Source organism: Bradyrhizobium cosmicum, from assembly GCF_007290395.2.
Taxonomy (GTDB): domain Bacteria; phylum Pseudomonadota; class Alphaproteobacteria; order Rhizobiales; family Xanthobacteraceae; genus Bradyrhizobium; species Bradyrhizobium cosmicum.
The window spans coordinates 2,715,011-2,736,143 of record NZ_CP041656.2 but is presented as its reverse complement, the minus strand read 5'-3'; the positions used below and the strand labels follow the sequence as shown (position 1 = coordinate 2,736,143).

Sequence of the window (21,133 nt, the reverse complement as noted above, 5' to 3'; positions counted from 1 at the left end):
CCTCACCCCCCTCCAACTGCTGCCGTTCGGCGGACCCGGCCTGGATCGTCCTGGATCACCGGCGCGCACATGAACTGACTATAGGGCACCGGGCGGCCGAACAGATATCCCTGCGCGAAATCAATTCCCATCGAACGAACGTCCTCGAACTGGGACTCGGTCTCTATTCCCTCGGCAGTGACGCTGATTCCCAACCCCTTCGCCAGCACGACCGCCGAGGCGATCACCGCCGCACATTCCCGCCTGGGCAGGCCTTGTATGAAGGACTTGTCGATCTTGATCTTGTCGAACGGAAAGTTCGTCAGATAGCTCGCCGACGAAAACCCCGTACCGAAATCGTCGAGCACGAGCGTAGCCCCCATCGCTTTCAGTCGCCGGAACGTCTGCAGCTGCTCGGATTGCTGCTCCAGCAGGACCGTTTCGGTGACTTCGATTTGCAGCCGCCGCGGGTTCAAGCCCGATCGAAGCAATGCCCGCATGACGACATCGAACAGATTGCCGCGCTTGAACTGGGTAGCGGACACATTGACCGCGAGCTGGACGCCGGGCGACCAGGACACCGCATCCAGGCACGCCCGTTGAATGATCCATTCGCTGAGGGGCTGGATGAGGCCCGTGCGCTCGGCAAGGGCGATGAACCGGTCCGGTGCGATGAGACCCTCGACGGGATGACGCCACCGCACCAGGGCCTCGGCGGTGTGGACCGCGCGGGTTTCGACATCGAGAATGGGCTGGTAGTGCAGTTCGAACTCTCGCGCAGAGATTGCGCGACGCAGGTCCGCCTCCAGGGCCTTTTCAGTCTTGACTGCCTCGAGCATCGCCGGCTGATAGAGGCGATGGCCGTCACGGCCCGCCGCCTTGACTTCATAAAGAGCCAGATCCGCCTTCTTCAAGAGATCGGCGGGGTTCGAGCCTTGCTCCGGACAGAGCACGATCCCGACGCTTGCACTGATATCGAGCCGATGGCCCTCGATCTCGAATGGCTCGGCAATGGTCTCGACTATTTGGCGACCGAGATGCAGGGCGGCCTCGCGCAGGTCGTGGCCTCCACGCCGGATCATCGCGAACTCATCGCCGCCCAATCGTGCAACGAGATCCAGGTCCGAAGCGAGCGACCGCAGCCGCAAGGCGACCGCCTTGAGCAGCTCGTCGCCGACATCGTGTCCGAACGTATCGTTGACGCGCTTGAACCCGTCGAGATCGATCAGATGAACGCTCAATCCGCTCGGCTGCACGTCGGACCCGAGGCCAATTCTCGCCTGATCGAACAGCGCGCACCGGTTCAGCAGGCCGGTCAGGGAATCGTGCGTGGCGGCGAATGACAGTTGCGCTTCGGCCTCCTTCCTCGCCGTGATGTCGACCCGGATGGCCATGTAGGCGACGGGCTTGCCGTCGGGGCCGAGTTGCGGCGTGATCACCGTATCCACCCAGTACAGCCTACCCGACTTGGCACGGTTGCACAGCTCGCCGCGCCAGACATGCCCGCTCGCCAGGCGGCGGTACATGTCGCGGAAGAGTTCCCGGGGATGGACGCCCGATTTCAGCAGACGATGATTTTGTCCGATGAGCTCGTCACGTGAATAGCCGCTGATCGCGCAGAAATTGTCATTGACGTAGTTGATGCCCCCCTTCACGTCCGTTATCGCGACGATCACGGCCTGATCGATGGCGTATTGCTTCTCGATCAGCTCTTGGATCGTTTCATTGGCGTGGATTTCGGCCAGCCGTTCGCTGGTGATATCCCGATGCACCTCGATCAGTCCGCCGCCGGCCATCGGATGTCGCGAGACCGAAATGAACCGGCCGTCGCGAAGCTCAAGGATCGACCGCGACGTCCTCACGACGCCGGCCTCGCCGATGGCGTCGATGTCCCCGTCCGGCGCGTCCTGCCCGGCCTTCCGGGTTTCGACAATTCGACGCAGCGGCGTTCCAGGTTCGACGTCCGCGCGCGTCAAACCATGGATGCTGGCAAATTGCTCGTTACTGGCGACGACCCGCAAATCCGGCGCGAACACGCAAATGCCAGCGGGTACGATCTCGATGGCGCGGTCGAGAACCGCCGCTGAATCGGGACGATCCACCAGTGCCACGATCCAGAGAAGCACGGCGCACAATAGCAGGACATACGTGACCAGCGTGCCCGTGCCGATCTGCAGGACGACCGCTGCCGCGACCAACAGCATCGCCCATCCGCCGGTTCTCTCTGAACGACTCAATGACTGCATCAGAAGCTCACTCCTCCGGCCCTGATGCGAACATCCTCCCGTCTAAGATGAACTTAAAATCGCGACATCCATGCCGAGCTTCGACCGCCAGCTTTGGTTGCGGTAAATGTTTGAATCGGCCGTTTGATCGGTGTTCTTAACCTGGATCAAGCCCCGGCAGCATGGGCGAAAACGCGATAGGCCTGGTCGCCATGGACGACGGCAACGGGCCCAGGCCAGATGACGCGGTTTCGGAGCGTTGGCCTGGCGATCAGTTGCAGACCTCGCCGGTGATTTTGAGGCTGCCGTTTGCATTTGGGACCGACCCGAGCCGGCAACCCTTTGCGACCGGCCTGCATCCGCCGTTGTTGCAGATGATCTGCCCGCTCGCTTGGGGAGCCGGCGCTGCCGCGTCGCTCCGCTTGCGGTCCTCGTCACGCCGCCGCGATTCCTCACGCGTCGCAACCGGCTTCTTCTCCTGGATCTTCTCGCACTCGTTGTCGTCGCCGACACGGTAGCCGGGCCGGCACGCGATCTTCACGCATTGATCGCCGTCGGCCTTGAAGCCGAAATTGCACACCAGCGGGCAGACCCGTCCCGGCTTCGCCTTCAGCGCATCGAGAGCATCGACGCTGGCGAGCTTCGCGTCAAACTGAGTGCCGGCATATTTGTTGAACAGCGTCAGCGAGCGCTGTGACGCGGCGCTCCAGTCACCGTCGGCAGCGGTGGACAGGCAGCCGACACGGCGCAGTTCGCTCTGCACGGATTTCGTCAGGTCAGCCGCGGACAAGGTGGATGTCGGCGCAGGTGAGAGGGCAGCGACTTTCTGATCTGCTGCAGGCATCTGCCGATCGGCTGTCGGCTTTGCAGCTTGCTCCACCTTCTCGGCAGCCTGCCTGGCGGCGAGCTCGGCCTTGGCCTTCTCGGCGGCCTGCTTCTCCGCCAAGGCTTTCGCAGCCGCCGCCTCGGCCACCTTGCGCTGCTGTTCGGCCGCCTCGGTCCTAGCCTGCTCGATCTGCTTCTGCTTCTCCGCCGCGATCCGCGCCTCTTCGGCCGCCCTGGCCGCCGCAGTCGCCTTGTCCTGCTCGGCCTTCTGCGCGCGCTCGGCGACGAGCCTCGCCTTTTCCTGTTCGGCCGCCTTCGCCCTTTGCTCGGCCGACGCACGCGTTTCCTCGGCGGCGATCTTGTTCAACTGGCCCTTGGCGAGGTTGGCATAAAAGCCGTCGGGATATTGCGCGAGGAACGCCTCCCAGCCATCGCGCGTGGCGAGTTGCAGCGCGAGCTCATAATCCCGACGGATGGCATCTTGCGGGTTGGCTTGCGGTCCCGTCACCGCGGGCTTGGCCGCAACCAGAGGCACGTCGTCGCCACCGAGCGAGCCGTAGACGAACGGCTCCTGCTTGTAGCCGGTCCGTTTGAGCACGTCGTCGCGCACGAAGCCGAACGCCTTGCGCAAATCGAGGCCCGGCTTAGGCAAATGCTCAGCGATCGCCGTGGCGAACGGGCTGTTGCGGGTGTCGCCGTCGGACGCGGTCGAACCCGCCTTCGCCGCGAAGGCAATCATTGTGTTGGGGCTGGTCGGCTCGACCTTGGCGAGCCCGCGACCGATCGCGCGCGAAGCCAGCGTGCGCTTCATCGTCTTGGCGAACGGGTTGTCGCGGCAGGCGTCGAGAATGATAAGGCGGAGCTGTTTGGCAGGCTCGACCGCGAATTGCACGCGCTCGACCGGAATGGTCTCGTCGAGAACGTCGCCATCGCTCTCGAGTGCTGCGTCGGTCGGGATGAGATAGTTGTTTCCGTCGAGCTCGATACCGTGGCCGGCATAATACACCACCGCCACATCTGCATCGCGCGTCCGGCCGGCAAATTCCCGCAATGCGCGCCGCATGTCGCTGGCATTGAGATCCAGCCTGACGTCGACGGCGTCGAAGCCGGCCAACTTGAACATGCCACCGACCAGGGTGGCGTCGTTGACGGGATTGCCGAGCTTGAGGGCGCTCTTGTAGGCGGAGTTGCCGATCACCAGCGCCACGCGCTTCTCGGCCTGGGCCGGTGCGCAGGAAAGCCAAATCGCAAATATGAATAAGGCAAATAGCCGAAGCGGAATCACATGTGTCCCCCGCGAATGCAATTCCATGAGTTTATGCAAAAGCTTACCCGATGCCAATTTTTCCCTATGTGACAATCCTCACACAAATGCGCGCCGGGACGTGGCGAAAGGTCACGCCACGTCAAGCCGAGTCACGACAAGCTTGGGCGCCAAGGCCTACCCCTGCACCACCTCGTGCCGCATCACGAACGGGTCGAGCAGCGTATGCACCTCGCCGGCGACGACCTCGCGCTGGTCCGCCGGCAGGCCCGCGAGCGTCACGGTGGCGATCGAGCCGTGGCTGCCGTGGGCGCCCACCCTGACCTTGCAGTCGATGCCGCGCGCGATGATGGGCGTCAGTACCTTGGTGAAGACGCGCTGGGCCGCGTCCCAGCGCAGCTGCGGCTTGAACACCTTGCCGACGCCGGTCACCGGCATCGGGTCGATCGGAATGACCTGGACCGGGACGGCGGCCCGCTCGGGCGTCCGCTCGCGCACCCAATTCTCGAGCTCACCGGGCTCGACCTTGGCGCCCGGCTTCAGCTGCACGTAGCCCACCGGTAGTTCGCCGGCATAGGCGTCGGGCTGACCGACCACGGCGGCGAAGCCGACCGCCGGGTGCTGGAACATGATCTCCTCGATCGGCGCCGGATCGATGTTGTGGCCGCCGCGGATCACGAGATCCTTGGCGCGGCCGGTGATCCAGAGATAGCCGTCGGCATCGAGCCGGCCGAGGTCGCCGGAATTGACCCAGACCTCGTCGACGAAGGCGCCCTTGTTGTGCTCGTCGTTGAGATAGCCGCCGAACACGCCCGGCCCCGCCATGATGACGACGCCGATCTCGTCCGGCTTGCAGTCGCGGATCAGCCGGCCGTCGGCATCGAGCTGCACGATGCGCACGCGCGCGTAAGGCATGGGAAGCCCGACCGAACCGAGCCTGATCGGCCGCGACGGATAGGCCAGCGTGTGCACGCTCGACGTCTCGGTCATGCCGTAGACCTCGACCACCGGCAGCTTGAGCTTCGCCTGGATCGCCGATCCGACCGCGACGGGGATCGCCGACCCGCCGCCGGCTGCATATTTCAGGCTGGAGATGTCGGCATTACCCAGCGGCACGCCAAGGGTTGCGGCCAGCACCGTCGGCACGCTCGACAACGCCTCCGGCTTATAGCGCTCGACGAGCCCCCAGATGTTCTTGACCGCATTGGGATTGCGCCAGCCGCTCGGCGAGAGCACGACCAGCGAGCCGCCGCTCGACAGCGTCGTGAGCACCTGCGTCAATGATCCGCCGACGTGGAACAGCGGCATGCCGTACAGCATGTTGGCGCCGGGCTTCGACTTCAGCAGCAGATTGAGCGCCCAGGCCTGATAAACCTGATTGGCGTGGGTGTGCCGCACCAGCTTCGGCGTGCCGGTGGTGCCGCCAGTGTGGAAATAGGCGGCGATGTCACTGCCCGAAATCTTGCGTCCGCTGACCAGCCGGTCGGACGGCTGCTGCCTGATCAAATCGTTGAAGGCAAAGACTCCCTGCGCCGGATCGCCGCCGCCGAACACCTGCACGATCGCCTTGAGATGCTTGAGCTGCGGGCGGATCTGCTCGACCTTCTGCCAGATGTCGGTGCCCGGCATCGGCCCGAGCGCCACCAGGATTTTTGTGTTCGCAGCTTCCAGGATCTCGGCGATCTGATGCGGCTCCAGCAGCGGATTGACGGGATTGGCGATGCCCGCGGCTTCCGCGCCGAACAGCGTCACGAAGGCGTCGGGCACCAACGGCAGCATGAAGCTGACGACATCGCCCTTTTCCACGCCGAGGGCGTGAAACATGTTGGCGGCTTGCGTCACGCGCGCGATGAAGTCGCGGTACGTGACCACCATGGGCGTATCGGCCGGGTCGGCATTCTGCAGGAACTGGATCGCCGCGCCATCGGGGTTGCGCTCGGCACCGAGCCTGATGGCATCATAGGTGCTCTCGGCCGCGACGCGTTTCGCGTAGGGGACCTGCTCGAAGGCCCGGACCTCTTCGTCCGTCAAAAGCTCCGGATAGTCGTTGCCGATAAGGCGATCGAGCGCGTGGATGCCCGCCATGGAATTCCGTCCTCCCTCAGATGCATTTCCCCGCCCCCTGTCTTTTGACATTTTGGTGTGGCGAGGCCTCGACCGATTGGCCGGTCAAGCCAGAGTACAATGATGGATGATTTGGCGTTCGTCCATGGCTGGCCGTGCACGAATCGAGAGGCGGCACGCGAGCACCGTCACTCTCGCGAGGCCTTCATCCGCCCGATCAGCAGATCGGCCACCAGCCTGCCCGACGGCGACATGTTGCGGCCGGCAAGCTGAACCAGTGTCACCTGCGTTGCTTCCAGCCGCTTGTCGCGCAGGGGGACGGCGACCAGCCGGCCCGCCTCGATCGAAGGCATTGCGGTATCGCGCGGCAGGAACGTCGCCAGATCCGTGCGCGCGGCCAGTGTCTGGGCAAAGGCCAGCGAGTTCGTCTCGTTGCAGATTTCGAGCCGCACCTTGGCATTGGCGCAGGCACGATCGATCTCCTGCCGGATGCCGAAGGATGGATCAGGCACCACGACGCGGAGGCCGGCCAGCTCCTTGACCGAGCAGCTGTCGCGATAGGCCAGCGAATGCTTCGGCGACACGATCAGGCACAGCGACTGGCGCATGCGCGCAAGCTCGATCAGCTCGCGGCGAGGTGCGCGTCCGAACACCAGCCCGAGATCGACCTCGTTGCGGCTGACCATCTCGGCCACCGCGCGCGAGCCCACCACGGTCATCGAGGTCGAAATGCCGGGATAGTTGGCGGACAGATCGATCACGAAATTGGACAGGAAGTTCGTGACCATACCTTCGACGGCCGCGAACTTGACCTGGCCGCGGCGCATCGTCTCGAATTCCTGCACCTTGACCCGGATGCCGTCGAGCTGGTGGCGGTTCTCGACTGCGTAGCGATAGAGCAACCGGCCTGCATCGGTCAGCATCATGCCGCGCGCCCCGCGTTCGAACAGCTTGACCGACAACTCCTCCTCGAGCGCCTGGACCTGCCGGCTGATGGCGCTCGGCGCGATCCGGAGCGCAGTCGCGGCCTGCTTGATCGAACCGCTTTCGGTCACTTCGCGAAAATATCGGATGGCAGCGGACTCGATCACAAGCGGGCCTTCCCTCATGAAACCAGCCAGCCGGCGCTGCCCAACGGGACGGCAGGCGGCTGGCTAGCGTTCTAATTATTCGATCTAAGACCTCTAATTTCAATGCTTTTATTCGAATGGTGGATTTGCCATGCTTGAACGCAGAGAGACCGCCATGGAGAATTCCTGAGATGAATCAGTCGTGGGTTGCTCGCCGCGTTCGTCGATCCTTTCCGTTGAGCGCCGCGGTGCTGGCGCTCGGAGCGCAACTGTCCGCCGCCTCCGCCGAGGACATCATCCGCTTCGGCGCGCCGCTGCCGATCACCGGCGCGCTGGCGCCCGAGGCAGTCAAGCAGCAACAGGGTTACGATCTCTGGGCCGAGCAGGCCAACAAGGCCGGCGGCATTTCGGTCGGCGGCAAGAAGTACAAGGTGCAGATCGTCTACACCGACTATCAGTCGAACACGCCGCGCGCCGTGCAGGCCACCGAGCAGATGATCAGCCAGGACAACGTCAACTTCATGTTCGGCGCTTTCGGTTCGGGCGCCGCGAAGGCGGCGAGCACGGTGTCCGAGAAGTACAAGGTGCCAACGCTGGCCGCGACCGCCTCGTCGTCGCAGGTCTACGACCAGGGTTACAAATACCTGTTCGGGACCTTCACGCCGAACGACACGCTCACCACGCCGCTGACCAAGATCATCAAGACCAAGGTCCCCGACGTGAAGAAGGTCGCGATCCTCGCCCGCAACGACTTGTTTCCGCTCGCGATCGCGCAGGAGATGGAGAAGTCGGCGAAGGCGGAAGGCTACGAGGTCGTCTATTCCGAGAAATATTCCATCGGCACGCTCGATCACTCCGCCGCCCTGTCGCAGATCAAGTCGCTGGCGCCGCAATGGATCTTCGTCACCGGCTACACCAACGACCTGCTGCTCGTGCGCAAGCAGATGGTCGACCAGCAGATGAAGGCGCCTGTCGTCACGATGATCGCGGGCCCCGCCTATCAGGAATTCATCGACGCACTGGGACCTGCGGCCGAGAACGTCTCCAGCGCCGCGTGGTGGCATCCGGCCGAGCAATATGACGGCAAGGACATCTTCGGCACGACCGCGAATTTCGTGAAGCTGTTCAAGGCCAAGTACAACAGCGAGCCCGATTACGGCCAGGCCTCCGCCGCGCTCTGCGGCGCACTGTTCCAGATCGCGATCGAAAAGGCCGGCTCGCTCGACCGCGACAAGGTGCGCGACGAACTCGCCAAGCTCGATGTCGTCACGTTCTTCGGTCCCGTGAAGTTCGGCGCCAACGGCCAGATCAACTCGCTCGATCCGCCGGTCTTCCAGATCCAGGGAGGCAAGCCCGTGGTGCTGTTTCCACAGGCCATCAAGCAGGGCGATCTGAAAATCGGCGTGAACTGAGCCGGCCCGCCGCTGATGCAAGCCGCCCAGATTCTTATCAACGCGCTCGTTCTGGGCTGCCTCTACGCCTGCATCGCGATCGGCTTTTCGCTGGTCTGGGGCGTGCTCAACGTCATCAACCTGATCCACGGCTCCTTCATCGTGCTCGGCGCCTACCTGGCGTTCGGGCTCTACAACGCCCTGCATATCCCGCCCTGGTACGCCGTCATCGTCGCGGCGCCCCTGTTCTTCGTGCTCGGCTATGTGCTGCAGCGCCTGGTCCTCAACCGCGTCATCACGGCGCCCGTGCTGGTGACGCTGACGCTGACGTTCGGCCTCGACCTGATCCTCAACAACGCGATGATCTATTTCTTCAAGGCCGATTATCGCAAGCTGACGCTGACGCCGTCGCTGGGGTCGGTCTCGATCTTCGATGTCGTCGTGCCGGTCGACCGCCTGATCGCGACCGCCGCGGCGCTCGCGCTGACCGGCCTGCTCTATCTGCTGCTGCGCCGTTCCAGGATCGGCCGTGCCATCGTCGCTGTCAGGCTCGACCGCGACGCCGCCGTGCTGATGGGTGTCAACGTCCCCTCGATCTACGCCATCGCCTTCGGCCTGGGGGCGGCGCTCGCGGGCTGCGCCGGCGTGCTGATGGCGCTGATCTTCCCGATCTCGCCGCTGACGTCGTCGGCCTATCTCGGCAAGGCCTTCGTGGTCTGCGTGCTCGGCGGACTCGGCAGCGTCTCCGGAGCGCTCGCCGGCGGATTGTTGCTGGCGCTGGTCGAGGGCGTTGGATCGACCTTCCTCGGCCCGTCGCATGCGACGACGCTGTCCTTCGTCCTGCTGATCGTCTTCCTGGTGCTTCGGCCGCAGGGCCTGGTCGGCCGGAAGGGCTTTGAATGACCCGGAGCAACATCGCACTGCTGGTCCTGATCGCGGCCGTCGCCGCGCTGCCGTTGTTCGGCGGCGCCTATGCGCTGCGGCTCGGCACCATCGCCTGCCTCTATGCGGTGCTGGCACTGTCCTGGAACGTCGTCGGCGGACTCGCCGGCTATCCATCCTTCGCGACAGCCGCGTTCTTCGGATACGGCGCCTATGCCGCCGGCGTCCTGCTCGGCCACGGATGGCCGCTATGGGCAGCGGTCGCATTTGCCACGCTGAGCGCATTTGTCGCCGCCGCGGCTCTCGGCGCCGTGCTGCTGCGTCTGCGCGGACATTATTTCGCCATCGCCAGCCTGTCGCTGGCCGAAGTGCTGCGCGAGCTCGTCAACAACGCCACCGATCTCACCGGCGGCGGCATGGGCCTCAACATCCCGCTCGCCTCCGGCGCTGGCATCATGGCGGAGGCAACGTTCTTCTTCTTCGCGATGTGGGGCGTGTTGCTGGCGACGGCGCTGATGGCGATCATCGTTGGCGGCTCCAAGCTCGGCTTCGCCCTCGCCTGCATCAGGCAGAACGAGACCGCCTCCAGCATGGTCGGGCTCAATACCACGCTCTACAAGGCCGCCGCCTTCGGCCTGTCGGCGTGCTTCGTCAGCGCGGCCGGCGGCATCTATGCCGCTTGGGTCCATTACATCGACCCGTCCGACGTGTTCGACGTGCTCTACTCGGTCAAGCCGATCGTCATGGCGCTGATGGGCGGCCTCGGCTCGCCGCTTGGCGTCGCCTGCGGCGCATTTCTCTACCTCGGCCTCGAAGAGGTCGTCTGGCGCAACTACATCCAGATCCATACCGGTGTGCTTGGCCTGCTCATCGTGCTCCTGCTGCTGTTCCTGCCGCATGGATTGAGCTCCCTGCGCCCCGATCGTCTCTGGCGGAGGGTGAAGCATGTCTGAGCTTCTTCGCCTCGAGCGCGTATCGCGCCACTTCTCGGGCCTGCAGGCGCTGCGCGATGTCACGTTGTCGGTCGCAAGAGGCGAAGTCCTCGGCCTGATCGGCCCGAACGGCGCCGGCAAGACCACGCTGGTGAACACGATCTGCGGCGTTACGCCCGCCAATTCCGGCACCGTGACCTTCGACGGCACCGACATCACGCGCATCAAGACCTATCAGGCCGCTCGCCTCGGCCTGTCGCGCACCTTTCAGATCGTGCAGCCCTTTTCCGAGTTCACCGCGCTCGACAATGTCGCGGCCGCCGCGCTGTTCTCGCAGCCGGGCGCCAGCCTGAAGGGAGCGCGCGAGGCGGCGCGCGCGCATCTTGCCTTCGTCGGGCTCGAGGCGCAGGCCTTACAGCCGGCCGCAACGCTCACGCTTGCGATGCGCAAGCGGCTCGAGCTCGCCAAGGCGCTCGCCATGAAACCGAAGCTGCTGTTCCTCGACGAGGTCAACGCCGGCCTCAACAGCGCGGAGGTCGAGCGCGCCACCAGGCTGATCCACGAGCTTGCAGCCGGCGGCATCACCATCGTGATGATCGAGCATCTCATGAAGGTCGTGCTCAACGTCTGCACCCGCATCGTGGTCCTGCACAACGGAACGCTCATCGCCGACGGCGCACCGCGCGAGGTGATCAGCAATCCGGCGGTGGTCGAAGCCTATCTCGGACAGAAATACGCGCAGCGGAACGCCGGCCATGGCTAGCTCGCTGATCCTGGAAACCAAGGGGCTGTGCGCGGGCTACGGCGAGATCCAGGTGCTCTGGGGCGTCGATATCGCTGTGCGCCGCGGCGAGATCACCGCGCTGATCGGCTCCAACGGTGCCGGCAAGTCCACCCTGATGCGCGTGCTCTCCGGGCTGCTCCCGATGTCCGCAGGCGAGTGCTTCTCGGAGGGCCGCGATCTCACCGGCGGAAGTGCCGCGGAGATCCTCGGCCACGGCATCGTGCACGTGCCGGAAGGGCGTCGTCTGTTCGGCGCCATGAGCGTCGAGGAAAACCTGCTGATGGGCGCCTATCTGCGCAGGGACGGACGGGCCGCGGTCGCGCGGGATCTCGACCAGGTCTACGCCACCTTCCCCCGGCTGCTCGAACGGCGCCGGCAGGCCGCCGCGACGCTCTCGGGCGGCGAGCAGCAGATGTGCGCCATCGGCCGCGGGCTGATGAGCGCGCCTCTCCTGCTGATGATCGACGAATTGTCGCTCGGGCTTTCGCCGCTGCTGGTCGAACAGCTGGTGGCCGCGCTCCGCGCCCTCAACGCCAAGGGCATGTCGATCCTGCTGGTCGAGCAGGACGTCACCACCGCGCTCGATCTTTGTCACCACGCCTTCGTCATGGACATGGGGCGCATCGTGCGCGAGGGATCGGGCTCCGAGCTGCTCGCCGATCCCATCGTGCGCGACGCCTATCTCGGCGTGCTCCAAGAATGAGCAAACCGATGAGCCAGCCAATGAGCGCGCGAACCCGTCGTTCCCTTCAGGTCAAAGAGGCATCATGATCAGCACCGTCGAAGCACCCAACAGCGGCTACCGTTTCATGCCGGGCGTCAGCCAGTATTCCTGCGGCATCGCCGCCCTGCCGGGCTTCTCGATCGAGCGCGTGCGTTTCGCCGAGCCGGTGCCGCTCAAGGCGGGCTTTGCGCGGATCGCCGACATGCTGAAACAGGCCGGCCGGCCGCTGACCGCGTTCGGCGCCTGCGAATTGCGATCGCCCGCGCCGTTCACCGAAGAAGGGTTCAAGGCCTTCAACGAGATCTACATCAAGACCCTGATCGAATGGGGCATCATGAAGGACGGCGTCAATCCGGTCGCGCGCAGCAATGTCTGTCCCGAGATCGCCCCGCCCGCTGAGCCGAGCTTTCACGCCTTCTCCTTCACCGTACCGGCCACGGATGCCGCACCATCCTTCGTCGTCGCCGGCAGCGGAGAATCCGTCGAAGGCAAGGCCAACTACCGCGACCACACGGTGCGGCTGGGCGACACCAGCCCTGAGGGCATGCTGGAAAAGGCAAAGTACGTGCTCGGCGAGATGGAGCGCCGGATGAGCGCCTTTGGCGGCAGCTGGCGCGACACCACCGGCGTCCAGGTCTATACCGTGCACGACATCCACCCCTTCCTCGCCAGCGAGTTGGGCCGGCGCGGCGCGGCGCGCCACGGCGTGACCTGGTACTTCAACCGGCCCCCGGTCGTCGGTCTCGACTACGAGATGGACTGCCGCTGTGTCCACAGCGAGCGCGTGATCTAGCGGTTACAGCGCGAGAATCCGGGCCGGCCCGTGCCAAGGCGGGCCGATTGAACCTCCTCACGCCGTTGCGGGACCAAGGACTGGCGGCAGAGTTGCCCGTCAGCGCCCTGCTGCGATACGCGAGGACACGATGCCCCTGCTCCTGCGGGACCGGATGACAAGACTGATTGCCGTGCTCGCCATGACGTCGGCGATCATGGCTGCGGCGATCGCCATGCCCCGCGCCGCGCTCGCCGCGGACAGCCAGTTCGACAAGGTGCGCGCCAGGATCGCGGCCTTCGTCGGCGACAAGATGGAGAAGCTGGGCGGCTCACGCATCGTCTACAAGGTGGATAGCGACGTGCTGCGCGAGAGCGTCGTCACGGATTTGCGCGACGAGGTCTACAAAACCCTGCGCGAGAGCAAGATCGCCTTCTCCGGGCTTGCGATCCGCGACGGCGGCGTCGAATTGAAGATCGCAGATGCCAAGGGCCGCGAACAGCTCGCACGCAAGCTCGCCTCGGCCGCGGAAGGACTGCCGTCGCATGCGCTCACCGTGACCGACGGCGGCGACGGGCTGGTCAGGCTCGCGCCGACCGATGCCGCATCCGCCGCACGGCTGCGCGATCTCGTCGAGGATTCCATCGCCATGATCGAGCAGCGTCTCAAGGATTCCGGCGTCAAGCTCGCCAGCGTCCAGCCTGACGGTGCGGACCGTATCCGCATCTTCGTGCCGGGCGAAATGGAGCCCGAGCGCATCACCGCGATCTTCGCCAGAAAGGTCAAGGTCAGCTTCCGCCTGGTTGACCTCTCGATGCCGGTCGAGCAGGCGCAATCCGGCACGCCGCCTCCTGGCAGCGACGTCCTGTTCGGCTTCAAGGACAAGCGCCCTTATCTGGTCGCCAGGGACGGCGCGCTCGATGGCGACGACGTCAGCTATGCGGGGCCGGGCTTTGCGAGTGCAGCGAATGAGCCGATCGCCTCGTTCCGCTTCAATGGCCGCGGCACGCGGCGCTTCGCCCACGTCACCGAGGAAAACATCGGAAAGCCCTTCGCCATCGTGCTCGACGATAAGGTGATCTCGGCTCCGGTGATCCGCGAGCCCATCACCGGGGGTTCCGGCCAAATCTCCGGCAATTTCACCCTGGAGGAGGCCAACAGCGTCGCCATGTTGCTGCGCGCCGGTGCGCTGCCGGGGCACCTCGGCCTTGTCGAGCAGCAGATCGTGCAGCCCGCCGCCAAGCCGTAGGGTCGAGACAAGGCCGGCCTGCGCCCTCGCCCGCGCCGCAAAGGTCCCACCGCGACGTCGAAGCCTGCGCCGGGTCCCGAATCACGGGCGCACCACGGCCATGCGCAACCAACGGGCAATTGCCGAAATCACCGATCAGGCTAAAATTTGCCTCTTGCGGCATGACGGCCGAAGGCTCCATTCAAGCGGTCGTCACTCGATTTCGGCTATACGATACCGACCAGGACTGAAGGCCTTACGCGAGGTTAGTACCATGCCGTCCGGCAGCGCAGACATTTCGTCGATCCTCGATCGCATTCTCGACGCGGCGACGGATAACCTCAGGATCGCGAAGATCCTGGTCCAGATGGGCCTCGATCCCGATAACGTCACCTACGACGCGATCTTCAATCGGATGCTGGAGATCTTCGTCCACAACATCACACTCGCCAATCTGTTCGCTACTGTCGGCGCCGGCTTCTTCGTCGCAACCCTGCTGATGCGGACGATGGTGCCGCTGCGCGTCGCCAACATGATCGGCTGCGCCTTCTTCGCCATATTCGGTGCACTCTCCGCCAACGTCGCGACGTTCCTGCTCTACCTCCTGATGCTCCCGATCAACGCGCTGCGGCTGCGGCAGATGCTCAAGCTGGTCAAGAAGGCCCGCCATGCCGCCGAAGGCGACATGTCGATCGAGTGGCTCAAGCCGTTCATGACCGAGCGCAAATATCGCCGCGGCGACACGCTGTTCAAGCTGGGCGATCCAGCCAAGGAGATGCTCCTCACGGTCACCGGTAAATTCCTGGTCAAGGAGATCAATGTCGAGATCGGGCCTGGAGCTCTCATGGGAGAACTCGGCTTCCTGACGCCGGATAACCGCCGCACCGGAACGATCCAGTGCATCGAAGACGGCCAGGTGCTGACGATCACCTATGACCGCCTGCTCGAGATCTACTTCCAGGATCCGCAGTTCGGCTATTATTTCCTGGTGCTGACCAGCCAGCGCCTGCTGCAGAACATCGATCGCTTGCAGAAGCAGCTGGCGACGGAGCGGGCGGCGACCACGAACAGGACTGCATAGACCGGGCGGCCGCTCAGCTCAGCAGCAGCGCCATGCCGGGATCACCCTTCTCCATCGCACGCCGATAGGCCGGGCGGGCACCGATGCGGCCGAGATATTTCACCACGTTCGGGCAGCGCGACAGATCGTAGGGCTGGAAGTAGCGCATCGTGGTGAGCGAGAAGCCCATCATGATGTCGGCGGTGGTGAAGGTGTCGCCGGCAAGATATTCGGCATCACGAACGCGCGCGTCGACCAGATCGAAGGCCCGGTCGACGCGTGTCCTGGTCGCGACCAGCATCGGATTGTCCTGAGCAAGCTTCAGCCGGTTCAGGATCATCAACCGGCCCATGCCGGCCTGCAGCGTGCCGTTGGCGAAGTGAAACCAGTACAGGAACTGCGCGAAACCAGGCTGGTCCGGGCCGAGCACGAGCCGGCCATTGCCGTATTTAACCAGGATGTAATCGACGATGGCGCCGGATTCGGCGAGCAGAAGATCGCCATCCGTGATCACGGGCGCCGCCCCGATCGGATGCAACGCCTTGTACTCGGCCGGCGCCAGCATGGTGACGGGATCGCGCGTGTAGCGCTTCAGCTCATAGGGGATTCCAAGCTCCTCACAGAGCCAGACGATGCGCTCGGATTGCGACTTGCCGAGATGGTGGACGGTGAGCATGGGAGGCTCCTGCAACTGCGAACCGGTCAGTCGTGGCGTCCTATCATACTCCGTCATCCGGAGAAGCTGTCCGCCATGCTCCTGTCATGGACGCGGCCCCCCCCCCGCCCGACGCCGTCCGCAGCGCGGCATCCCGGCTCACAGCGGGAACATGCGACCATCACCAAATTGAACCGTTTTTGATCGTCACCCAGCGGCCTCGCCGCAAAACCGCCCTAAAAACCGAATGGTAACCATGTCGGGCTAAGGTAGCGACGTGACCAATTCCCCGACCATCCTGGTGTTCGATTCCGGCCTTGGTGGACTCACGGTGCTGCGTGAGGTCGTGGCCGCGCGCCCGGACGCGCATTACGTCTATGTCGCCGACGACGCCTTCTTCCCCTACGGCCACCACAGCGAGGACGAGATCATCGCCCGCGTCGTGCCGCTGATGGGGGAGTTGATCGGCACGCATGACCCTGACCTCGCCGTCATCGCCTGCAACACGGCGTCCACCCTGGTCTTATCCCACTTACGCGCCGCTTATTCCCTGCCCTTTGTCGGCACGGTGCCGGCGATCAAGCCGGCCTGCGCACAGTCGAAGACCCGCCGCGTCTCCGTGCTCGGCACCAAGGGCACGGTGAAGCGTGAATATACCAAGGCGCTGATCCGCGATTTCGCGCAGGGCTGCGAGGTGACGCTGGTGGGCTCGCCCGAACTTGCCTCGCTCGCCGAACGCGAACTCGGCGGCCATCCGATCAGCGACGGCGACATCCTCGCCGAGTTCGCCCCGTGCTTCGTCGGCGATCCCGCGGATTCCAGTGCGCGCACCGACACGGTGGTGCTCGCCTGCACGCATTATCCGCTGCTGCTCGACCGGCTGAAGCGGCTGTCGCCCTGGCCGGTGGCGTGGATCGACCCGGCGCCCGCCATCGCCCGCCGCGTCTCGGACCTGCTCGGCCCACATCCTGGCGGCAAAGCCCAGTCGGGCGCCGAGATGATCTTCACCTCGAACCGCGCGCATGGCCTCAGCGCCACGCTGACGCCGTTCTTCGGCGGCCGCGCGCCGGCCTGACTTTGCGCCCCGACGGCGTACTGCTAGGCTTCGCCGTCGTCCTCCCCGCGCAGTTTATTCCAGGGTTCATTTCATGCCGGTCCCCGCAACGCCGCTCAACCGACTCCGCCAATTGTGGAGCGAGGGGCGCCCCGCCTTCGGTGCGATCGCGACCATCCCAAGCGTGCAGTTGGTCCAGATCATGGCGCGTTCGCTCGACTGGATCATCGTCGACCTCGAGCACGGGCCGATCGGGCTGACCGAAGCGCACGCCATGATCGCCGCCACCACGGGCACGCCATGCACGCCGCTGGTGCGGATTGCCGCGAACGAGCCGTGGCTTGCGAAAGCGCCGATGGACATCGGCGCCTTCGGCATCAACTTCCCGATGATCACCAATCGCGCCGACGCCGAGAAGGCGGTGCGTAGCGTGCGCTATCCGCCGCGCGGCGACCGTCTCTGGGGTCCCTTCCACGCGCCGTTCCGGTGGGGCCAGTCGATGCCGGACTACATGGCCAGCGCCGACGACGAGATGATCTGCATGATCACCATCGAGCATGTCGATGCCGTCAACCGCATCGACGAGATCATGGCAACGCCCGGCATCGACGTCGCGGTGATCGGCCCCGGCGATCTCGCCACCTCCATCAACAAGCGCGGACAGATGGACGATCCGGAATTGCTGGAGCTGGTCGCGCGCGCGGAAGCCGGCATCCTCAGAAGCGGCGTGCCGATCGGCGGCGTCGCCCGCACCGCCGATCAGGCCAACGCCCTGGTCGATCGCGGCTACCGTGCCATCGCGCTCGGCTTCGACTGGTCGCTGTTCCAGCGTGGCATCATGGCGGCGTTCGAGGGCATCAGGCGCTGAACAGGCCGATTGCCACCTTGCCGGGAACGGCGGCGCTGCTAGGGTCGGCCGTCCAGGGAGGAAACAAATGTTCAAAAAGACTTTGCTCGCTCTTGCCTTTACCGGTCTTGCCGTTACCGCGTTCGCCCAGCAGCCCGGCATCAAGCGCACCCCGCTGCAGAAGGTCGAATTTCCGGACGGCTACAACACCATCACCGCCATCGCGGAAGTCCCGGCAGGCGGTGCGGCCGGACGTCATACCCATCCGGGCATCGAGACTGGCTACGTGCTCGAAGGCGAACTCAATCTCCTGATCGACGGCCAGCCGGAAAAAACCCTGAAAGCCGGCGATTCCTACCAGATCCCCGCAGGCGTCGTGCATGACGCCAAAGCCCATGGCGATAAGGCTATGAAAGTGCTGGGAGTTTACGTCGTCGACAAGACCAAGCCACTGGCCTCGCCGGCGCCTTGATGCGGCGAACCGACCGGCCCCAAGCGGGTTGGTTTCATGCTAGAGCGAGCGGCGAGCGGGAACCCGCTCGCTGCACATCTTTTGATCAGCGGGAACCGAAAGACCCATGCGCGGGACGCCCAAGACCATTTCGCTGCCGCGCCGCCTGATTTGCGACCTCATGCGCGCGTCGATGGACGTGCCGTTCGTCTCGCTGTCCCGATCGCTCAATATTCGCCCCCTGCTGGAGGCCCGCGCCGCCGCCGTGGCCCCGGCCGGCTGGGCCGCGATGTTCGTCAAGGCCTTTGCCTTGGTCGCCAGGGACGAGCCGATCCTGCGCACGGTCTATGCCAAATGGCCCTGGCCTATGCTTTACGAGCTGCCCAAGAGCGTAGCGCTGGTGGCTATCGCCCGGGTCGAGGACGGCGAGGAGTGCGTGATGCCGCAGCGAATCGCGGCTCCGGAGGCCATGGCGCTGGCCGCGATCGATGCCGAGATCCGGCGCGCCAAGACGGCGCCGGTCGACGACGTGCCCATGTTCCGCAAGATCATGCGGGCGACCCGCCTGCCGCTGCCGCTGCGGCGCCTGTCCTGGGCCGTGGGGCTGAACTTCGGCCGGCAGCGCGGCAACTGGTTCGGCAGCTTCGCGGTGAGCTCGGTGGCCGCCTATGGCGGCGGCGAACTCCACCCCATCACACCCGGCCCGTTCATCGTGAGCTATGGGGTGGTCGAGGCCGACCAGAGCATCCATGTCGTGATCCGCTGGGACCACCGGGTCACCGACGCCGCCCCGATCGCCCGGGTCCTGACCCAGCTGGAACAGGTCCTGAACACTGAAATCACTGCCGAATTGCGGGCGGCCGGGTCCAAGCCGATTCGGGCGGTTGGGGCCTGATTCCGGCCTATTCACATTGACAGCGAACCCCAAACTCACCTAAAAGCCGCCTGCTCGCGGGCCGATTTCGGCCCGCGAAGCGTTTCGCGACCCGTGGTCCTGCCTCCTATGCTTTGGGGATCGGACCTGTCAGTGCCGGGCTAGCCCGTCACACAGGAGGGCGCGTTTCCTCAAACCATGTACCTGAAGAGGACGCGATGACTAAGCGCAGTGAGGCGAAGTACAAACTCGATCGCCGTATGGGCCAGAACATCTGGGGCCGCCCGAAGAGCCCCGTGAACCGCCGCGAATACGGCCCCGGCCAGCACGGCCAGCGCCGCAAGGGCAAGCTCTCGGACTTCGGCGTGCAGCTGCGTGCCAAGCAGAAGCTGAAGGGCTATTACGCCAACATTTCCGAGCGCCAATTCCATGGCATCTATGTCGAGGCGAGCCGCCTCAAGGGTGACACCGGCGAGAACCTGATCGGCCTGCTCGAGCGTCGTCTCGACGCGGTCGTGTACCGTGCCAAGTTCGTCTCGACGATCTTCGCCGCGCGCCAGTTCATCAACCACGGCCACATCAAGGTGAATGGCCGCAAGGTCAACATCTCGAGCTACCAGCTCAAGGTCGGCGACGTGATCGAGGTCAAGGAAGCCTCCAAGCAGCTCGCTCACGTCCTCGAGGCCAGTCAGCTTCCCGAGCGTGACACCCCCGACTATCTCGAAGTCGACCATGGCAAGATGACCGCGAAATACATCCGCATCCCCGCTCTCTCCGACGTGCCGTTCCCGGTACAGATGGAGCCTCATCTGGTCGTCGAATTCTATTCGCGCTAAAATCTGATGATCGAAAGGCCCCGGTTCGCCGGGGCCTTTTTTCTTGAGAGCCACGTCAGTGGCCGTCCCCGCCGATAGGAGGCGTCTCATGCTCTACACCCCTCCCCCGATCGATCCCAAGGCGCCGCCGGTGCGCATCAATCTGCTGTCGGACACGCAGACCAAGCCGACGGCTGCGATGCGCGAGGCGATGGCGCGTGCCGAGGTCGGCGACGAGCAGGTCGGCGACGATCCGACCGTCAATGCGCTGTGCGAACGCGTCGCCGAGCTGCTCGGCAAGGAGGCTGCGGTCTACATGCCGTCGGGCACGATGTGCAACGTCACCGCGACGCTGGTGCATTGCCGCCCCGGCGACGAGATCCTGGCGCATGAGAGCGCGCACATCATCGCCCGCGAAGGCGGCGCGCATGCCGCGATCGGCGGCTTTCAGGTGACGCAGTTGAAGGGCGCCGACGGCCAGTTCACGCCGGAGACGTTCCGCAAGGCGCTGCATCCGCGCACGCGCTATCAGCCGCCGCAGACCGTCGTCAGCGTCGAGCAGACCGCCAATATCGGCGGCGGCACGATCTGGAAGAAGGCGGCACTCGACGAGATCGTCGCCATCGCCAAGCAGCACGGCCTCGTCACCCACATGGACGGCGCGCGCCTGCTCAATGCCACGGTGGCGAGCGGCATCTCTCCGCGCGACATGACGGCGGGGTGGGATTCGGCCTGGATCGATTTCTCCAAGGGCCTCGGCGCCCCGATCGGCGGCGTGCTCGCAGGCTCGCGCGCCTTCATCGACGCGGTCTGGCAGTGGAAGCAGCGTCTCGGCGGTTCGATGCGGCAGGCCGGAATCTGCGCGGCCGCCTGCATCTACGCGCTCGACCATCACGTCGACCGTCTCGCCGATGATCACGCCAATGCGCGCGCGCTCGCCCGCGGTCTGTCGCAGATCGCAGGCATCGAGGTGCAGGAGCCCGAGACCAATCTCGTGTTCTTCAAGCCCGATGGCGCCGGCATCCCCGGCGACAAGATGGTCGCCGCACTGCGCCAGCGTGGCGTGACGCTCGCGATGATGGACGGCCGCATTCGTGCCTGCACCCATCTCGACGTCAATGCGGCCCAGGTTGAGGAAACGATCGGCTACATCAGAGAGATCGTTCGCGGAGCATGATCCTGTAGCCCGGATGGAGCGCAGCGAAATTCGGGGTTCTCGCGTCGCGGAAAGATATTC

At 64.9% G+C, this 21,133-nt stretch carries 19 protein-coding genes; 14 read left to right on the top strand and 5 right to left on the bottom strand.

Going from position 1 to position 21,133, the window contains the following annotated elements; translation table 11 throughout:
* Nucleotides 1-2 precede the first annotated feature (2 nt).
* The 4 genes from FNV92_RS12885 to FNV92_RS12870 form a co-directional block, all read right to left on the bottom strand.
* Nucleotides 3-2,183 (bottom strand): putative bifunctional diguanylate cyclase/phosphodiesterase, encoded by a 2,181-nt coding sequence (locus FNV92_RS12885; RefSeq protein WP_168213235.1) that lies wholly within the window; start codon nt 2,181-2,183, stop codon nt 3-5.
* Nucleotides 2,184-2,475: 292 nt separating this feature from the next.
* Complete coding sequence (locus tag FNV92_RS12880) at nt 2,476-4,341, bottom strand: caspase family protein (RefSeq protein WP_168213236.1); 1,866 nt, start codon at nt 4,339-4,341, stop codon at nt 2,476-2,478.
* A 129-nt stretch (nt 4,342-4,470) separates the two neighbouring features.
* Entirely contained in the window at nt 4,471-6,378 is a 1,908-nt protein-coding gene (locus FNV92_RS12875) for an acyl-CoA synthetase (RefSeq protein WP_143840692.1), read from the bottom strand.
* Between the two features lie 167 nt (nt 6,379-6,545).
* The gene (locus tag FNV92_RS12870) at nt 6,546-7,448 is read right to left on the bottom strand and encodes a LysR family transcriptional regulator (protein WP_015685091.1); all 903 of its coding nucleotides are present in this window, start codon (nt 7,446-7,448) and stop codon (nt 6,546-6,548) included.
* A 215-nt stretch (nt 7,449-7,663) separates the two neighbouring features.
* Between FNV92_RS12870 and FNV92_RS12865 the strand changes: the two genes are divergently transcribed.
* The 8 genes from FNV92_RS12865 (at nt 7,664) to FNV92_RS12830 (ending at nt 15,221) form a co-directional block, all read left to right on the top strand.
* A complete protein-coding gene (locus FNV92_RS12865; protein WP_244623709.1) occupies nt 7,664-8,839 on the top strand; it encodes an amino acid ABC transporter substrate-binding protein in 1,176 nt (391 codons plus the stop codon).
* A gap of 15 nt (nt 8,840-8,854) precedes the next feature.
* Nucleotides 8,855-9,721: a branched-chain amino acid ABC transporter permease gene (locus tag FNV92_RS12860; RefSeq protein ID WP_015685089.1), complete on the top strand. Its 867-nt coding sequence runs from the start codon at nt 8,855-8,857 to the stop codon at nt 9,719-9,721.
* Nucleotides 9,718-10,653 (top strand): branched-chain amino acid ABC transporter permease, encoded by a 936-nt coding sequence (locus FNV92_RS12855; protein WP_015685088.1) that lies wholly within the window; start codon nt 9,718-9,720, stop codon nt 10,651-10,653. The genes FNV92_RS12860 and FNV92_RS12855 overlap by 4 nt, the downstream gene beginning before the upstream one ends.
* Complete coding sequence (locus FNV92_RS12850; RefSeq protein WP_015685087.1) at nt 10,646-11,395, top strand: ABC transporter ATP-binding protein; 750 nt, start codon at nt 10,646-10,648, stop codon at nt 11,393-11,395. The genes FNV92_RS12855 and FNV92_RS12850 overlap by 8 nt, the downstream gene beginning before the upstream one ends.
* The gene (locus FNV92_RS12845; RefSeq protein WP_015685086.1) at nt 11,388-12,119 is read left to right on the top strand and encodes an ABC transporter ATP-binding protein; all 732 of its coding nucleotides are present in this window, start codon (nt 11,388-11,390) and stop codon (nt 12,117-12,119) included. Before FNV92_RS12850 ends, FNV92_RS12845 begins: the two co-directional genes overlap by 8 nt.
* 64 nt (nt 12,120-12,183) lie before the next feature.
* The gene (cnbZ, locus tag FNV92_RS12840; RefSeq protein ID WP_143840694.1) at nt 12,184-12,933 is read left to right on the top strand and encodes a 2-amino-5-chloromuconate deaminase CnbZ; all 750 of its coding nucleotides are present in this window, start codon (nt 12,184-12,186) and stop codon (nt 12,931-12,933) included.
* Between the two features lie 154 nt (nt 12,934-13,087).
* Nucleotides 13,088-14,161: a SecDF P1 head subdomain-containing protein gene (locus FNV92_RS12835; RefSeq protein ID WP_416377752.1), complete on the top strand. Its 1,074-nt coding sequence runs from the start codon at nt 13,088-13,090 to the stop codon at nt 14,159-14,161.
* A 253-nt stretch (nt 14,162-14,414) separates the two neighbouring features.
* Nucleotides 14,415-15,221, top strand: coding sequence for a Crp/Fnr family transcriptional regulator (locus FNV92_RS12830; protein WP_015685083.1), 807 nt, complete (start codon nt 14,415-14,417; stop codon nt 15,219-15,221).
* A gap of 13 nt (nt 15,222-15,234) precedes the next feature.
* Here the strand turns inward: FNV92_RS12830 and FNV92_RS12825 are convergent, their stop codons facing one another.
* A complete protein-coding gene (locus tag FNV92_RS12825) occupies nt 15,235-15,876 on the bottom strand; it encodes a glutathione S-transferase family protein (RefSeq protein WP_143840696.1) in 642 nt (213 codons plus the stop codon).
* A 256-nt stretch (nt 15,877-16,132) separates the two neighbouring features.
* Here FNV92_RS12825 and murI point away from each other — a divergent pair, with 256 nt between their 5' ends.
* From murI to FNV92_RS12795, 6 genes are all read left to right on the top strand, one after another.
* Nucleotides 16,133-16,930 carry a glutamate racemase gene (gene murI, locus FNV92_RS12820; protein WP_143840697.1) on the top strand — a complete coding sequence of 266 codons (798 nt, stop codon included), beginning with the start codon at nt 16,133-16,135 and terminating at the stop codon, nt 16,928-16,930.
* A 73-nt stretch (nt 16,931-17,003) separates the two neighbouring features.
* The gene (locus tag FNV92_RS12815) at nt 17,004-17,777 is read left to right on the top strand and encodes an HpcH/HpaI aldolase family protein (protein WP_015685080.1); all 774 of its coding nucleotides are present in this window, start codon (nt 17,004-17,006) and stop codon (nt 17,775-17,777) included.
* Between the two features lie 67 nt (nt 17,778-17,844).
* Nucleotides 17,845-18,228: a cupin domain-containing protein gene (locus tag FNV92_RS12810; RefSeq protein ID WP_143840698.1), complete on the top strand. Its 384-nt coding sequence runs from the start codon at nt 17,845-17,847 to the stop codon at nt 18,226-18,228.
* 106 nt (nt 18,229-18,334) lie between these two features.
* A complete protein-coding gene (locus tag FNV92_RS12805; RefSeq protein WP_143840699.1) occupies nt 18,335-19,102 on the top strand; it encodes an acyltransferase in 768 nt (255 codons plus the stop codon).
* Nucleotides 19,103-19,299: 197 nt separating this feature from the next.
* On the top strand, nt 19,300-19,917 hold the full coding sequence (rpsD, locus tag FNV92_RS12800) for a 30S ribosomal protein S4 (RefSeq protein ID WP_063195345.1): 618 nt from the start codon (nt 19,300-19,302) through the stop codon (nt 19,915-19,917).
* Nucleotides 19,918-20,005: 88 nt separating this feature from the next.
* A complete protein-coding gene (locus FNV92_RS12795) occupies nt 20,006-21,073 on the top strand; it encodes a threonine aldolase family protein (RefSeq protein WP_143840700.1) in 1,068 nt (355 codons plus the stop codon).
* The last annotated feature ends 60 nt before the right edge of the window (nt 21,074-21,133 follow it).

Coding starts and splice junctions, on each gene's coding strand:
- FNV92_RS12815 (WP_015685080.1), top strand. CDS start 17,004: ATGCCGGTCCCCGCAACGCCGCTCAACCGACTCCGCCAATTGTGGAGC.
- FNV92_RS12880 (WP_168213236.1), bottom strand. CDS start 4,341: ATGGAATTGCATTCGCGGGGGACACATGTGATTCCGCTTCGGCTATTT.
- FNV92_RS12845 (WP_015685086.1), top strand. CDS start 11,388: ATGGCTAGCTCGCTGATCCTGGAAACCAAGGGGCTGTGCGCGGGCTAC.
- FNV92_RS12860 (WP_015685089.1), top strand. CDS start 8,855: ATGCAAGCCGCCCAGATTCTTATCAACGCGCTCGTTCTGGGCTGCCTC.
- rpsD (WP_063195345.1), top strand. CDS start 19,300: ATGACTAAGCGCAGTGAGGCGAAGTACAAACTCGATCGCCGTATGGGC.
- FNV92_RS12810 (WP_143840698.1), top strand. CDS start 17,845: ATGTTCAAAAAGACTTTGCTCGCTCTTGCCTTTACCGGTCTTGCCGTT.
- FNV92_RS12795 (WP_143840700.1), top strand. CDS start 20,006: ATGCTCTACACCCCTCCCCCGATCGATCCCAAGGCGCCGCCGGTGCGC.
- cnbZ (WP_143840694.1), top strand. CDS start 12,184: ATGATCAGCACCGTCGAAGCACCCAACAGCGGCTACCGTTTCATGCCG.
- FNV92_RS12885 (WP_168213235.1), bottom strand. CDS start 2,183: ATGCTGTTGGTCGCGGCAGCGGTCGTCCTGCAGATCGGCACGGGCACG.
- FNV92_RS12850 (WP_015685087.1), top strand. CDS start 10,646: ATGTCTGAGCTTCTTCGCCTCGAGCGCGTATCGCGCCACTTCTCGGGC.
- FNV92_RS12875 (WP_143840692.1), bottom strand. CDS start 6,378: ATGGCGGGCATCCACGCGCTCGATCGCCTTATCGGCAACGACTATCCG.
- FNV92_RS12835 (WP_416377752.1), top strand. CDS start 13,088: ATGACAAGACTGATTGCCGTGCTCGCCATGACGTCGGCGATCATGGCT.
- FNV92_RS12805 (WP_143840699.1), top strand. CDS start 18,335: ATGCGCGGGACGCCCAAGACCATTTCGCTGCCGCGCCGCCTGATTTGC.
- FNV92_RS12855 (WP_015685088.1), top strand. CDS start 9,718: ATGACCCGGAGCAACATCGCACTGCTGGTCCTGATCGCGGCCGTCGCC.
- FNV92_RS12825 (WP_143840696.1), bottom strand. CDS start 15,876: ATGCTCACCGTCCACCATCTCGGCAAGTCGCAATCCGAGCGCATCGTC.
- FNV92_RS12830 (WP_015685083.1), top strand. CDS start 14,415: ATGCCGTCCGGCAGCGCAGACATTTCGTCGATCCTCGATCGCATTCTC.